At 69.8% G+C, this 12,400-nt stretch carries 15 protein-coding genes; 9 read left to right on the top strand and 6 right to left on the bottom strand.

Annotated features, from left to right (window positions below; translation table 11 throughout):
• Positions 1 to 4: 4 nt before the first annotated feature.
• Together GTY96_RS09570 and GTY96_RS09565 are read right to left on the bottom strand one after the other, a co-directional pair.
• Positions 5 to 1,657, bottom strand: a complete 1,653-nt coding sequence (locus GTY96_RS09570; protein ID WP_161664525.1) for a DUF6923 family protein — start codon at positions 1,655 to 1,657, stop codon at positions 5 to 7.
• 304 nt (positions 1,658 to 1,961) lie between these two features.
• Positions 1,962 to 2,540, bottom strand: a complete 579-nt coding sequence (locus GTY96_RS09565; RefSeq protein ID WP_161664524.1) for a helix-turn-helix domain-containing protein — start codon at positions 2,538 to 2,540, stop codon at positions 1,962 to 1,964.
• Between the two features lie 48 nt (positions 2,541 to 2,588).
• Between GTY96_RS09565 and GTY96_RS09560 the strand changes: the two genes are divergently transcribed.
• Positions 2,589 to 3,281, top strand: a complete 693-nt coding sequence (locus GTY96_RS09560) for an AzlC family ABC transporter permease (protein ID WP_143900747.1) — start codon at positions 2,589 to 2,591, stop codon at positions 3,279 to 3,281.
• Positions 3,278 to 3,586 (top strand): AzlD domain-containing protein, encoded by a 309-nt coding sequence (locus tag GTY96_RS09555; protein ID WP_143900745.1) that lies wholly within the window; start codon positions 3,278 to 3,280, stop codon positions 3,584 to 3,586. The genes GTY96_RS09560 and GTY96_RS09555 overlap by 4 nt, the downstream gene beginning before the upstream one ends.
• A 7-nt stretch (positions 3,587 to 3,593) precedes the next feature.
• Here GTY96_RS09555 and GTY96_RS09550 read toward each other — a convergent pair whose 3' ends face one another.
• The 3 genes from GTY96_RS09550 to GTY96_RS09540 all read right to left on the bottom strand — a co-directional run bounded on the left by GTY96_RS09550 (position 3,594) and on the right by GTY96_RS09540 (position 5,469).
• Positions 3,594 to 3,893 (bottom strand): hypothetical protein, encoded by a 300-nt coding sequence (locus GTY96_RS09550; RefSeq protein WP_161664523.1) that lies wholly within the window; start codon positions 3,891 to 3,893, stop codon positions 3,594 to 3,596.
• Between the two features lie 352 nt (positions 3,894 to 4,245).
• Positions 4,246 to 4,953 carry a phosphatase domain-containing protein gene (locus GTY96_RS09545; RefSeq protein WP_143900741.1) on the bottom strand — a complete coding sequence of 236 codons (708 nt, stop codon included), beginning with the start codon at positions 4,951 to 4,953 and terminating at the stop codon, positions 4,246 to 4,248.
• 87 nt (positions 4,954 to 5,040) lie between these two features.
• On the bottom strand, positions 5,041 to 5,469 hold the full coding sequence (locus GTY96_RS09540; RefSeq protein WP_161664522.1) for a DUF4326 domain-containing protein: 429 nt from the start codon (positions 5,467 to 5,469) through the stop codon (positions 5,041 to 5,043).
• A 107-nt stretch (positions 5,470 to 5,576) separates the two neighbouring features.
• Here GTY96_RS09540 and GTY96_RS09535 point away from each other — a divergent pair, with 107 nt between their 5' ends.
• From GTY96_RS09535 to GTY96_RS09520, 4 genes are all read left to right on the top strand, one after another.
• Positions 5,577 to 6,842, top strand: a complete 1,266-nt coding sequence (locus tag GTY96_RS09535; protein ID WP_143900737.1) for a CCA tRNA nucleotidyltransferase — start codon at positions 5,577 to 5,579, stop codon at positions 6,840 to 6,842.
• A 93-nt stretch (positions 6,843 to 6,935) separates the two neighbouring features.
• A complete protein-coding gene (mnmA, locus tag GTY96_RS09530) occupies positions 6,936 to 7,982 on the top strand; it encodes a tRNA 2-thiouridine(34) synthase MnmA (RefSeq protein WP_161664521.1) in 1,047 nt (348 codons plus the stop codon).
• 173 nt (positions 7,983 to 8,155) lie between these two features.
• On the top strand, positions 8,156 to 9,082 hold the full coding sequence (locus GTY96_RS09525) for an SPOR domain-containing protein (protein ID WP_161664520.1): 927 nt from the start codon (positions 8,156 to 8,158) through the stop codon (positions 9,080 to 9,082).
• Positions 9,083 to 9,109: 27 nt separating this feature from the next.
• Entirely contained in the window at positions 9,110 to 9,472 is a 363-nt protein-coding gene (locus GTY96_RS09520) for a cupin domain-containing protein (RefSeq protein ID WP_143900732.1), read from the top strand.
• A gap of 45 nt (positions 9,473 to 9,517) precedes the next feature.
• Here the strand turns inward: GTY96_RS09520 and GTY96_RS09515 are convergent, their stop codons facing one another.
• Positions 9,518 to 10,078, bottom strand: coding sequence for a CREC-EF hand family protein (locus GTY96_RS09515; RefSeq protein WP_161664519.1), 561 nt, complete (start codon positions 10,076 to 10,078; stop codon positions 9,518 to 9,520).
• Between the two features lie 135 nt (positions 10,079 to 10,213).
• Between GTY96_RS09515 and GTY96_RS09510 the strand changes: the two genes are divergently transcribed.
• The 3 genes from GTY96_RS09510 (at position 10,214) to GTY96_RS09500 (ending at position 12,398) form a co-directional block, all read left to right on the top strand.
• Positions 10,214 to 10,396 (top strand): ribbon-helix-helix domain-containing protein, encoded by a 183-nt coding sequence (locus tag GTY96_RS09510; RefSeq protein WP_014397342.1) that lies wholly within the window; start codon positions 10,214 to 10,216, stop codon positions 10,394 to 10,396.
• A gap of 24 nt (positions 10,397 to 10,420) precedes the next feature.
• A complete protein-coding gene (locus tag GTY96_RS09505) occupies positions 10,421 to 11,380 on the top strand; it encodes a UDP-glucuronic acid decarboxylase family protein (RefSeq protein ID WP_143902092.1) in 960 nt (319 codons plus the stop codon).
• Positions 11,381 to 11,453: 73 nt separating this feature from the next.
• Positions 11,454 to 12,398 (top strand): NAD-dependent epimerase/dehydratase family protein, encoded by a 945-nt coding sequence (locus tag GTY96_RS09500; RefSeq protein WP_161664518.1) that lies wholly within the window; start codon positions 11,454 to 11,456, stop codon positions 12,396 to 12,398.
• Positions 12,399 to 12,400 lie beyond the last annotated feature (2 nt).

The raw sequence follows: 12,400 nt of genomic DNA, 5'->3' as shown, positions 1-12,400 counted from the left end.
CCCTTTAGAGCTTCGGTTCCTGGGCGTGGGTCATTCCCCAGATGGGATCCAGCTTCCAGAGCTGCTTGGCGAGCGGCACGGCAGTCCTGAGGCCGGATTGGTTGTGGACCTCCAGGCGCTTCAGCGTGTCCGCCAGGACGAACGCGTTCATGGGCAGGCCGTGGTCCAGCTGCGGAAGCACGGGCGCGGTCGTACCGAAGTAGCGCTCGTTGCAGACCGAGGTCACCTGCTCGCGCGCCACCAGCATGCGCAGCGTCGCCTCGTCGGAGCGGCGCGTGTTGTTCGCGGCGAAGGCCGAGTTTGCCCACAGCACACCCAGCGCCTCCTCCACGGTCGACACGTGGCCCAGCGCGCCCAGGGAGATGGGGCCCTGGCTCAGGCACTCGGTCAGCGCCTGCTGGCTGGAGCCGAAGAAGCCACGGTCGCGAGTCACCGGACGAGAGAGGCCGCCCTGGCGCGGCGGCAGGTTGAAGGCGCAGGCGGCGCCGTCCGCGAACTGCGTCGCGGGGCCGGTGGACACCGGGGACAGCGCCCCCGTGAGCAGGTCCACGGAATAGAACGTGTCCGCGCGCGTGGAGTCCGCGTTCGTGGTTCCATAGAAGAACAGCTCCCCCGCAGCCGTGAAGGTGGCGGAGACCATGGCGTTGTTCACGGAGGGGGCGCCGTTGATCAGCGAGGGGAGAGGGTAGTCCACGTACGTCCCCAGCACCGGATCCACCACGGCGACCCGCTGGGTCACGCTGTTGAAGCCGTAGAGCTGGTTGTTCAGCGGGTTCACCGCGAAGTCCGCCATGCGGAACGTCGCGGGTGTCCCGAGGATCACATCGGAGAGCACCGCGCCCGTGGTGGTGTCCACGTGGACGAGGTGGTTGCTGGTGCCCTCGAAGCCCAGGTAGGTGCCGTCCTCCAGGATGGCCCCCGCCGCCCAGATGGCCGAGTCCGCCGCGCCCGTGACGAGCGGCGCGATGACCGTCGCGGACCCGTTCGCGTCCAGGCGGATGAAGCTGGACTGGGTGAGCCCGTCCGACGAAATGGCATACAGGAAGTTGTCCACGTGGTTGAAGGCCAGGGCGTTGTACGGCAGCGACGCCTCGCCCTGCAGGGCCAACGTGCCGGTCGCGGGGTCGAAGATGTAGAGGCGGGACGGGCCCGTGGGCAGGCCACCCCCCGACGAGGACGCGGTCGAGATGTACACCGTGTCATCGCAGTAAAGGATGGGCTGCTGCTGGCAGAGCACGTTGACGCTGCTTTGGCTGGAGCCCACGTCCCAGCCGATGTCGAGGATGTTGGCGAAGCTGACCTCTTCGTTGGGCGTGTTCGGGCTCGCGTCCAGCGCACCCAGCGCCACGCAGGCCTCGTAGCTGTCAACCGTGTACTCACACGTGTATTGGATGTTGCCGCCCACGGGGACCGACAGCGGGGGCGCGGGGCTGAACGTGCAGTTCGCCAGCAAGGGATCCGCCGCCTGCAACAAGTCGGAGGGCAGCGTCTGGTGGACGTTGGTTGCCGTGAACGAGAAGGAGAGCGTGGTGGGATAGCGATCCACCAGCACTTGCTTCTGTCCATTCACCAGCTTGTCCGCGCGGAAATCATGGGCCCAGACCGCGGGAGCCCAGAGCGCCCCACCGAGCATGACCCCCAACCATCGACGGTGCATCGTGTGTACCTCCAGAACCCGGGGCCATCAGGGCCAGGGACGAAGGAGGGCTCTGCACGATGAGTGCCCGTTGTCCAGGCATCGCAAAGCACACAGGTGAAGTGGATTTCGGGGATGTTGGGTCCAGGTGAATGAGAGGAATTGAACCCGGCCCCGTGCGGCGGTGTTGGACGTCCAAGTCCGCTCATGTCAGGAACGGGCTGATTCCTGGCGGCATATTTTCCGGAAGAATTTTGAAACAAATGCAGTCGCGCTTCACGACTGCGCGTCAATGCCCCTGGATGGGGGGCAGGACAGGCGCGTTTCAGCCGTGGACGTGCTCCATGACCATCACCGCGACAGTACGAGGCGCGAGCGCTTCGTAGATGTGGGGCACGTCGCCGGGAAAGGTCGCGTAGTCCCCAGGTCCCAGCTCCACGCAGGCGTCGGTGGGGCCCGCGCGCAGGCGGCCCTTGCTGACGATGAGGTGTTCGACGCTGCCAGGAATGTGGGCCTGGGCATGACGGGAGGCGCCGGGCTCCAGATGGAGGACATAGAGGTCCCTGCGTGCGCCCGGTGGACAGGCGGACAACATGGTGCCGGTGAAGTGGGCCTGCTCGGAGCGGATGGCCGCGCCCTCGCCCGCGCGGATGACGCGCACCTCCTGAGGGGGCGGCGCTACCAGCCGGCTGAAGGGAACCCCCAAGGCGACAGCCAGCGCCCAGAGCGTCTCGATGCTGGGGTTGCCCGCGCCCGCTTCCAACTGGGACAGCGTGGACTTGGAGACGTTGGCGCGCCGGGCGAGCTCCGAGAGCGAGACGTTCGCGCGCTCGCGCTCCCGGCGCAGGGTGACGGCGATGAACTCCAACGGCCCGGGCGGAGGGGGCGTTCGTTTTGATGGCATTTTCGTTCTTATTGACGAACGACGGGGTTCCTGTCCAGATTGGCGCGCATGGGAAACGTGGATCGCGCCCTGGCCCGTGACGTGGGAGCGGTGGCCCTGGCTTCGGCGGTGGTGGGCGTTTCATTTGGTGCGCTCGCGGTGGCGGCGGGGCTGTCGTTGTGGCTGGCCCTCTTCATGTCGATGGTGGTGTTCGCGGGCGGCGCGCAGTTCATGGTGGTGGGGATGGTGGCGGCGGGAGGCAGTCCGGTGGCGGCGGTGCTGGCGGGACTCCTGCTCAACGCGCGGCACCTGCCCTTTGGCCTGGCGGTGGCGGATCTGCTGGGGACCCGGTGGCCGACGAGGCTGTTGGGCGCGCACCTGATGGTGGATGAGTCCGTGGCCTTCGCCATGGCGCAGCGGGATCCGGAGCGGCGGCGCGCGGCATACTGGCTGTGTGGAGGGCTGTTGTTCGTCGGGTGGAACGTGGGCGTCCTGGTGGGAGGCCTCGCGGGTCGCGCGGTGAGCAGCCCCGAGGTGCTGGGGCTCGACGCGGCGTTCCCCGCGAGCATGCTCGCGCTGTTGCTGCCGTCGCTGCGGCCAGCGGGAGCGGGGGAGGAACGCGCGGAGTCCCCTCGTGAACCCATGAAGGCGCGGCGGGTGGCGCTGGTGGGCGCCGTGCTCGCGTTGGTGGCGACGCCGTGGTTGCCCACGGGGCTGCCGGTGTTGCTCGCGGTGCTCGCGGTGGGAGTGGCCCTGCGATGACGCTCTGGCCCATCCTCATCCTGGCCGCGGGGACGTATGGCTTTCGCGTCGCGGGCCCGCTCTTGAGCGACCGGCTGCGCCTGTCCGCGAGGGTTCAGGGGCTGCTGTCGCTGGCGATCATCGCGATGCTGTCGGCCCTGGTCGCCACGTCGACGCTGACGTCGCAAGGGGGCTTCGCGGGAGGGGCGCGGCCGGCGGGGGTGCTCGTCGGCGCGCTCCTGGCATGGTGGCGGTTGCCATTTGTCGCGGTGGTGGTGGCCGCTGCCGCCACCACCGCGGGGTTGCGCCTGCTCGGGTTCGGCTGAGCCCGGATCAGGTCTCGGCGGTGACGCCGCGCTCGGCGTCCGGCTGCTGCTCGCTGCAGACCGGGGCGGTCTCCGCCTGACGGGCCTCGTCCGTCGTCACGGAGGCCGTCGGATCAGAGGGGCTGGCAGGGTAGACGCAGGCGTACCCGGCCTTGCCACACGTGGTGATGCGGGAGCCCTGGCCACAGGTCTCGGTGCAATCGTAGGACTCCGGACAGACGTCGGCGCACTGAACCGGCAGGGCGAAGCTCAGCGCGGGGGACAGGGCGAATGCAGCAGCGAGGGGCAGCAGACGGCTGAAGCGCATGGTGACTCCGACGTGAGGGTGAGGCGACAGTCTTATCCTGAGCATGCGCTCCCGGGAAAGCGGCAGGCCCCGATGGCGCCTGTGCGAACCGCTCGCGGCGCAGGTCATTCATGACACGCATTCGCTGGAGCGGAGCTGACGCGACATGTTGGCGCACCGCATTGGCTTTGCCCGCGCACGTCGCGCATGGATGGCCGGGGTGTCGCCAGCGTTCAACCCTGAACGGAGACATGGCCAGGAGACGTCACGGCCTCCTGGGGACGACATCTCATCCCACCGCGCCTGGTGTTGGCCGGGGAGGGTCCCTCACCCAACGAACGTCGATGAACGCGCTGGGGAAGTCGTTGATGGCCTATGTCCCAGCGCTGTCCCGGGGGGTGACCCGGGTGGGCGAAAGCGCCGCGGTCAGCACATCGAGCGCGCGTGATTGCGAGGCGGCGAGCCGCACCGCTGGCCTCGCCTGTTGAACCCGCGCGAGCGCCGCCCGTGAGTCGGCGGCATCGCCTCGGGCCACGAGGAGCGCGGCGGCGATCATTCCCGTGCGCCCATGTCCCTGCGCGCAGTGGATGTAGAGAGGTCCCGGCAGGGTGGCCAGCTCGCGGAGGACTGGGGCCACCTGGTCCACGGGCACCGTCGAGGCGTCGAGGATGGGCAGCGAGACGTAGCGGCAGGCCCGGCGGATGCCCTCTGGTTCGATGAACTCGGAGGTCAGGTCGAGCACGGCGACGACACCCACGGGCAACTCGCCCGGCAACAGCCGGCGACCGACCAGGACCCCTGGCACGACCTCGTCGAAGGCCCGTTCCCGCGACAGCCAGCGCGCCAGATGCCAGGTGCCCCAGGTGAGCAGCAGGTACGGCAGGAGCGTGAACACGGCCCACGGCCGCATCCGTCCGTCCGGCTGTTTTCCGAAGGCCCGCGCGCCCACGCCGGAGTAGGCGAGCGCGACGACAGAGAAGCTGACCGCGGGCCACAGCAGGAGCCACCCGAAGCCCTGGAGCCGCGAGGCGAGGAAGAGGAGGAGCGCCGCGGCGGTCGAAAAGACAAACGTGTACTTCATGCGTGTCGCAGCGTAGCCGTTCTCAGGGGCCGGAGTTGCCCTCGGCCGTGACGGGCCCTCAGCCCGCGTCCTTCCATCGCGCGGTGTTCACCGGGCGGGACTTGAATCCAGCCACTCGGCGAGCACGTCCGCGTGACACGGGCCCGGCTTGCACCAGCACCCCAACCGCTTGCCGCGCAACGTGCGCATGTCGCGCAGGAAGTCCGGGTCGTGCCGTGTGCGCAGGTGCAGGTACCAACGGAAGGACTCGAATGCGTCCGGCCCTGGCGCCATGCGCCGCTGGGCGTCTTCGCGGATCCGCGCGGCGTCGTCAGCGGGCAGGGCCGCCAACCAGGGCTCGAAGTAGGTGCGCAGCATCGCCTTCCAGGTCTTCACGCCTCCGGGCTTGAACGGGTTGCCGAAGCGGCCCGGGACGGGATTCAGCGGCCCGGGCTTCGCCCAGGCGCGGAAGGCGCGGCCCACGTAGACCTCGCAGGCGTCGTGGACATGCACCGCGGTGGTTCGGGATTCGGACATGGCGCGGCCCCTGTTACCAGACGGGCACCCCCGCCCGGCGATCCGGTTGGCATTGCCCGCCGGAAGGGGGCAACGTAGGCGCCCGCCTCCTCCCACCCCCAGCGGCCATGATCGCCAACCTCCACGACGCCGACATCCCGAAGCCCGTGCTCGAAGTCATCACCCGCCTGCGCGAGCTGGGCCACGCCACCTACCTGGTCGGTGGCTGCGTGCGGGACATGGTCCGCAAGGTCCACCCGAAGGACTTCGACGTCGCCACCAGCGCGCTGCCCGAGGAGGTCCAGCGCGCCTTTCGCAAGGTCATCCCCACGGGCATCCAGCACGGCACCGTCACGGTCGTCACCGGCGGCAATCACGTGGAGGTGACGACGTTCCGCTCGGAAGGCGACTACCTGGACGGACGGCGCCCCAGCTCCGTGTCCTTCGAGCGGGACATCGTCAAGGACCTCTCCCGCCGCGACTTCACCATCAACGCCATGGCGTACAACCCGCTCGACCGCGAGCTGGTGGATCCGTTCGGCGGTCAGGTGGACCTTCCGGCGAAGCTCATCCGGTGCGTGGGGTCCGCGCTGGAGCGCTTCTCCGAGGACGGCCTGCGCCCCCTGCGCGCCGTGCGCTTCGCCGCGGTGCTGGGCTTCACGTTGGATCCCGCCACCCGCGAAGCCATCCCCGCCACCCTGGCCGTCTTCCGCAAGGTCGCGCTGGAGCGCGTGCGCGAGGAGCTCCTCAAGCTGCTCATGTCCCCCCGCGCCGAGACGGGGCTGCACCTGCTCGCGGACACCGGCCTGCTGGAGGTCTTCCTTCCCGAGGTGGCCCACGCGGACGCGGACGCCGCCCGGCTCGCCCGCGCCGCCGTGCAGGCCGCGCCGCTGGACGCGGACCTGCGCGTGGCCACGCTGCTCGCGGATCTGGTCCCCGGCCCCCAGGCCCGAGAGCTGTGCCTGCGGCTGAAGTTCCCCAACAAGTCCGCCGACCTGGTGGGCCTGCTCGTCGAACACGCGAAGCTGGAGACGCGGCTCGCGGATCCGGATCCCGCCCTGCGCCGGCTGCTCGCGCGCGTGGGCCCGCCGCAGCTCCCCGCGCTGCTCTCCGTGGCCAGGGCCCGCGTCCAGGTCCGGACGCCGGAGCAGCTCCCCGCGCTGGAGGCGCTGGCGTCGCGGCTGGAGGCGCTCGCCGCCGCGAAGCCGCCCCTGTCCGCGAAGGAGCTGGCGCTCACCGGAGGGGACATCATGAAGGCGCTGGGCATTGGTCCCTCGCCGAAGGTGGGCGAGGCGACGCGATATCTGGTGGAGACGGTGCTCGATGACCCGTCGCTCAACACGGCCGACGCGCTCCGCGACCGGCTCGCCGCCTGGGCGGTCCGCGGGGCCTGAACGGGAGCCTCCCCCCGGCCGGAGGGCAGGGGAGGGGGCCTGGAGCGCCTCGGGCCGTGCGTCCCGGCCCGGGGGCGTGTAGGAAGGAGCCCCATGCGAGTCGTCGTTGCCATGAGTGGCGGGGTGGATTCCTCGGCCGCCGCCGCCCTGCTCAAGGAGCAGGGCCATGAGGTCATCGGCATCACCCTGCGCGTCTGGTCCTACGAGGGCAACGCGAAGTGCGGCAGCTGCTGCAGTCCGGATGACATCGACGACGCCCGCGCGGTGGCCCAGACGCTGGGCATCCCGTTCTACGTCGCGAACGCCGAGGAGATCTTCCAGGACCGGGTCGTCAACCCGTTCGTCCAGTCGTACCTGGGCGGCAAGACGCCCATCCCGTGCGTCAGCTGCAACCGCGACGTGAAGTTCAACTTCCTCCTCAAGCGCGCGCGCGCCCTGGGCGCCCGGCTCGCCACCGGCCACTACGCCCAGGTGGAGGAGGTGGACGGGCGCTTCCACCTGCGCCGCGCCGTGGACGCCGCCAAGGACCAGAGCTACTTCCTCTTCACGCTGGGGCAGGAGGAGCTGCGCGACGTCCTCTTCCCCGTGGGTCACCTCACCAAGGCGGAGGTGCGCGCCGTCGCCGAGCGTCACCAGCTGCCCACCACCCACAAGCCGGAGAGCATGGAGATCTGCTTCGTGCCCGACGGCGACTATGCCGGGTTCGTGGAGAAGGTCGCCGGCCCCCAGCCGTCCGGAGAGGTCGTGGATCCAGAAGGGCGCGTGCTGGGCACGCACCAGGGCATCCACCGCTTCACCGTGGGTCAGCGCAAGGGACTCAACCTGGGAGGTGGGGAGGTGCGCTACGTCCAGCGCCTGGAGCCGGAGACGAACCGCGTCGTGGTGGGGCCCGCGGAGGGCACCGGACGCGACCGCTTCGGCCTGCTCCAGCCGCACTGGGTGGACGCGCCGCCCCCGCCCGAGCAGGCCGTGGAGGTCCGCATCCGCCACCGCCACGCCGGCGCCCCGGGCCGGGTGCACATCTCTCAGCACGGCCTGGTGTCCGTGCAGCTCGACGCGCCCGCGCGCGCCGTCACGCCGGGCCAGGCCGCGGTCGTCTATGACCGGGATCGCGTGCTCGGCGGCGGGTGGATCGTCTGATCCGTTCCAACGTCGCCGGAGCCTGACTTCCGGCCCCGCCCGCGTCGGTGCGCATGCGCCCGCCACCTGGGGTTCCGTGAATTTGACCGGCCTGGGGGTGGGGCGTAGCTTGCGCGCACGCTGTCGCTACAGGCCGTAACACGGCCCGAGCGCGCGACGAGGTTCGCCCTGCCATGCGTGACGCCCACCGGATGAAGGAGAAGTTCGACGTCTCGTTGGACAACCGGCAGATCGTCAGCCTTTTGATCGCCGGCATCGTCGTGATGGGCGCGGTGTTCGTGCTGGGCGTGGTGGTGGGCAAGAAGCTCTCCGGCGACGCGCAGACGGCCGCCGCCCCGGACCTGCTCTCCGCGCTGGACGCCAACGCGCAGGTCCTCCACGACGCGCGCAAGGAGCCGCCGCTCACCTTCCCGGACGAGCTCACCCGCAAGACGGCCACGGAGTCCCTGCCGCCGCTGCCCGTGGTCAAGCCCGCCGCGAAGCCGGAGGCCCCCAAGGTCGCCGCCGCCGCGAAGCCGGAGCCGAAGCCCGCCGAGGCCGCGAAGGTCGCCGCGAAGCCGGAGGCCCGGCCCGCGGCGCTGACCCCCACGCCGGACCCCGACACGGGCGAACTGCCCGCGATGGACGCCGCGGAGGAGGACGCCATCGCCGCCGGCAAGCCGGTCGTGAAGCCCGCGGCGGAGCCCGCGAAGGTCGCCGCCGCCGCGAAGCCCGAAGTGAAGCCCGAGCCCGTGAAGGGAAAGGTGGAGGAGACGCCGGTCGCCACCCGCACCGCCGCGCGCGACGGGGGGATGAAGGAGGCCATCGCCCGCGCCCAGGCGCTGCCCCCGGAGCCGCCGCGCCCGGCGGAGGCCGTGAAGGGGGGGGCGTTCACGCTCCAGCTCTCCGCCTTCCAGACCCGCCCGGACGCCGACCGCTTCGCCGCCCGGTTGCGTGACCGGGGCTATGCCCCCTATATCCTGGCGGCGGAGGTGCCGGGCAAGGGCACCTGGTACCGCGTCCGGATGGGCAGCTTTGCCTCGAAGGAAGCCGCGGGCCGTTACCTGGCGGACTTCAAGCGCGAGACCCAGCTCGACGCGTACGTGGCCGGCACGAACTAGCGCTGGGCAAGGAAGAGACGAAGCAACATGACGACGACGAAGCGGGTGGAGAAGCCCTGGGGTCACGAGCTCATCTGGGCCCACACGGAGCGCTACGTGGGCAAGCTCCTGCACGTGAAGCAGGGGCACAAGCTGAGCCTCCAGTTCCACAACCGCAAGGACGAGACCATCCACGTCCAGAGCGGCAAGCTCCTCTTCGTCGTCGACGAGGGCCAGGGCCTCATCGAGAAGGAGATGAACCCCGGTGAGAGCTACCACATCAAGCCGCTGACCAAGCACCGCATGGTCGCCCTCACCGACTGCGACATCCTCGAGGTCAGCACCCCCGAGCTGGATGACGTCGTGCGGCTCGAGGACTCCTACGGCCGCGTGGGCACCAGCACCCCGTAGTCCCCCTTCGCGCCGGCGCGCCCACACGGTGCGCCGGCCGCGCCGTCACTTCCCGGCAGGCTGCGCGGCGGGGCTGGGGTTGCGGGTCCACTGGTCGACGGTGCCATCCCCGTCCAGGTCCTCGCCAATGCGGTCCACCTGGCCGTTCTCCCAGTACTCCCAGTAGTCCACCCGGCCGTCGTGGTTCGCGTCGCGCTCCTTCCGCACGAGCGTGTCGTTCTCGTAGTACAGCCACGAGTCCGTCTTGCCGTCGCCGTCCAGGTCGCGTTCACCCAGGGTGCGCTTGCCCTCCGAGTACTGGTACGTGGCGTCCACCTTGCCGTCGTAGTCCAGGTCCATCACCTCGCGGACCTTCGCGCCCTGCGGATCCAGGTACTGCGTGACGTCCACGCGGCCGTCCCAGTTCAGGTCCAGCTCCTTGCGCACCAGCACGTCCTTCACCCGGTACTCCCAGACGTCCGGCCGGCCGTCGCCGTTGGCGTCCAGCTCCGTCACCGTCTCCCCGGGCACCTTCTGGCCCCGGATGGCCTCCGCCTCGGGGCGCTTGTGCGCCGCGTCAAGGGGCTCCGCCGCTTTCTTCCCGGCGCAGCCAGTGAGCGCGCCCATGGTCAGGAAGCCCAGTAAAATCAGCTGGTTGCTAGGGGACACGGTGCCTCCGGGTGGGGCGGGGCGCCATGTTCACGCTCTCCGCACTCCGTGCTTTCGCAGGCCACGTCATTCCATATATTTTCACGTATCGCCATGGCCCGAAAGAAAGTCAGCACCACCATCTACATCACTCCGGAGCAGAACGAACTGCTCAAGGCGCTGAACCAGAAGACGAAGGTGCCCGTGGCCGAATACATCCGGCAGGGCATCGACTTGGTGCTGGAGAAGTACAAGGCGCAGCTGCCGGGCCAGGCGACCTTCGACGAACTTTCCTGACGAACGAGGCGTGACGTGACGAGCATGCGTGGCAAGCGGGCGGTGGTGCTGGGTGGTGCCGGATTCGTCGGCTCGCACCTGTGTGAGCGGCTCCTGGACGACGGCGCGGCGTCCGTCCTCGCGGTGGACAACCTCATCACGGGCAATGAGGCGAACGTCCATGCGCTCAAGTCGCGCGCCGGCTTCCAGTTCGTGAAGCAGGACATCACGGAGGGGCTGGAGGTGGACGGCCCGGTGGACTTCGTCCTCAACCTGGCCTCCCCCGCGTCCCCCATCGACTACGCGAACCTCCCCATCGAGACGCTGCGCGTGGGCTCCATTGGCACGGAGAACGCGCTGAAGCTGGCGGAGAAGAAGAAGGCCGTCTTCCTGATGGCCTCCACCTCGGAAGTGTACGGCGACCCGCTGGTGCACCCCCAGAAGGAGGATTACTGGGGCAACGTGAACCCCATCGGCCCGCGTTCGGTGTACGACGAAGCCAAGCGCTACTCGGAGGCCATCAGCGCCGCGTACGAGCGCAGCCGGGGCGTCAACGTCCGCATCGTGCGCATCTTCAACACCTACGGCCCGCGCATGCGCCTCAATGACGGCCGCGTGGTGCCCGCCTTCGTGGGCCAGGCGCTCAAGGGCGAGGACTTCAGCGTCTTCGGGGACGGCAGCCAGACGCGCTCGTTCTGCTACGTGAAGGACCTGGTGGACGGGCTGGTGCGGCTGGTGCTGTCGGACGTCCGGGGCCCGGTGAACATCGGCAACCCGCGCGAGATGACCATCAAGCAGTTCGCGGAGGCCGTGCGTGAAGCCGCGGGTGGAGGTAGGCAGATCGTCTACCACCCGCTGCCCAAGGATGATCCGAAGCAGCGTCAGCCGGACATCACCCGCGCCCGCACGCTGCTGGGGTGGGAGCCGAAGGTCGCGCTGGAAGATGGTCTGCGGGACACCATCGCGTACTTTCGAGAGGTTGCCGCTCGTTCCCCCGCGGCATAGGTTGGCCGCGCGCGTGTGAACGCGAGGTAGACGACGGCCCGGCCCCCTGGCGGCCGGGTCAGGGGAGAACGGCGTGAAAGTCCTGGTAACGGGCGGCGCGGGCTTCATTGGCTCGCACGTGTGCGATGAGTTCCTGCGCAATGGCCACGAGGTCATCGCGTTGGACAACCTGTCGAGCGGCAAGAAGGAGAACCTGGATCCGCGCGTGCGCCTGGCCGTGCACGACATCCGGAGCCCGGAGGCCGCCGAGCTCATCCGGAGCGAGAAGCCCCAGGTGCTCTGCCACCTGGCCGCCCAGATGGACGTGCGCCGCAGCGTGGAGGACCCGAGCTTCGACGCGGACGTGAACATCCGCGGCATGCTCAACCTGCTGGAGGCCGCGCGTCACTCCGGCGTGAAGAAGGTCATCTTCAGCTCCACCGGCGGCGCCATCTACGGCGAGCAGGACTTCTTCCCCGCCACCGAAGGCCACCCCACGCGGCCGGTGTCGCCCTATGGCGTCTCCAAGGCGGCGGGCGAGCTGTACCTGGGCTACTACCGGGCCCAGTACGGCCTGCCCTATGTCGCCCTCCGGTACGCCAACGTGTACGGCCCCCGGCAGAACCCGCACGGCGAGGCGGGCGTGGTGGCCATCTTCAGCCAGCGCGTCATCGCGGGGCAGGGCTGCACCATCTACGGCGAGGGCAAGCAGACGCGGGACTTCGTCTTTGGCCCGGACGTGGCGCGCGCCAACTACCTGGCCTTCCAGAGCGACTACGTGGGCGCCGCCAACATCGGCACCGGCGTGGAGACGGACATCAACCGCCTCCATGAGCTCATCGCCCAGGCCGGCGGCAGCGCGCTGAAGGCCGCGCATGCCCCGGGCAAGCCGGGTGAGCAACTGCGCTCCTGCATCGACGCGTCGCTCGCGAAGAAGGTGCTGGGCTGGGAGCCCTCCGTGCAGCTGGCGGACGGCCTGCGCCACACGCTCCAGTTCTTCCGTGATCAGGTCGCGGGCCCCGCCCGGGTCCGGGGCTAGGC

The sequence above is a fragment of the Corallococcus silvisoli genome, from assembly GCF_009909145.1.
Classification (GTDB): domain Bacteria; phylum Myxococcota; class Myxococcia; order Myxococcales; family Myxococcaceae; genus Corallococcus; species Corallococcus silvisoli.
Note: the sequence above shows the minus strand (reverse complement) of the source record. Positions and strands in the feature narration are given on the sequence as shown.

What these genes read in the sequence shown, in the direction of transcription:
- GTY96_RS09570 (WP_161664525.1), bottom strand. Translation starts at nt 1,657, where the DNA reads ATGCACCGTCGATGGTTGGGGGTCATGCTCGGTGGGGCGCTCTGGGCT.
- GTY96_RS09565 (WP_161664524.1), bottom strand. Translation starts at nt 2,540, where the DNA reads ATGCCATCAAAACGAACGCCCCCTCCGCCCGGGCCGTTGGAGTTCATC.
- GTY96_RS09560 (WP_143900747.1), top strand. Translation starts at nt 2,589, where the DNA reads ATGGGAAACGTGGATCGCGCCCTGGCCCGTGACGTGGGAGCGGTGGCC.
- GTY96_RS09555 (WP_143900745.1), top strand. Translation starts at nt 3,278, where the DNA reads ATGACGCTCTGGCCCATCCTCATCCTGGCCGCGGGGACGTATGGCTTT.
- GTY96_RS09550 (WP_161664523.1), bottom strand. Translation starts at nt 3,893, where the DNA reads ATGCGCTTCAGCCGTCTGCTGCCCCTCGCTGCTGCATTCGCCCTGTCC.
- GTY96_RS09545 (WP_143900741.1), bottom strand. Translation starts at nt 4,953, where the DNA reads ATGAAGTACACGTTTGTCTTTTCGACCGCCGCGGCGCTCCTCCTCTTC.
- GTY96_RS09540 (WP_161664522.1), bottom strand. Translation starts at nt 5,469, where the DNA reads ATGTCCGAATCCCGAACCACCGCGGTGCATGTCCACGACGCCTGCGAG.
- GTY96_RS09535 (WP_143900737.1), top strand. Translation starts at nt 5,577, where the DNA reads ATGATCGCCAACCTCCACGACGCCGACATCCCGAAGCCCGTGCTCGAA.
- mnmA (WP_161664521.1), top strand. Translation starts at nt 6,936, where the DNA reads ATGCGAGTCGTCGTTGCCATGAGTGGCGGGGTGGATTCCTCGGCCGCC.
- GTY96_RS09525 (WP_161664520.1), top strand. Translation starts at nt 8,156, where the DNA reads ATGCGTGACGCCCACCGGATGAAGGAGAAGTTCGACGTCTCGTTGGAC.
- GTY96_RS09520 (WP_143900732.1), top strand. Translation starts at nt 9,110, where the DNA reads ATGACGACGACGAAGCGGGTGGAGAAGCCCTGGGGTCACGAGCTCATC.
- GTY96_RS09515 (WP_161664519.1), bottom strand. Translation starts at nt 10,078, where the DNA reads ATGGGCGCGCTCACTGGCTGCGCCGGGAAGAAAGCGGCGGAGCCCCTT.
- GTY96_RS09510 (WP_014397342.1), top strand. Translation starts at nt 10,214, where the DNA reads ATGGCCCGAAAGAAAGTCAGCACCACCATCTACATCACTCCGGAGCAG.
- GTY96_RS09505 (WP_143902092.1), top strand. Translation starts at nt 10,421, where the DNA reads ATGCGTGGCAAGCGGGCGGTGGTGCTGGGTGGTGCCGGATTCGTCGGC.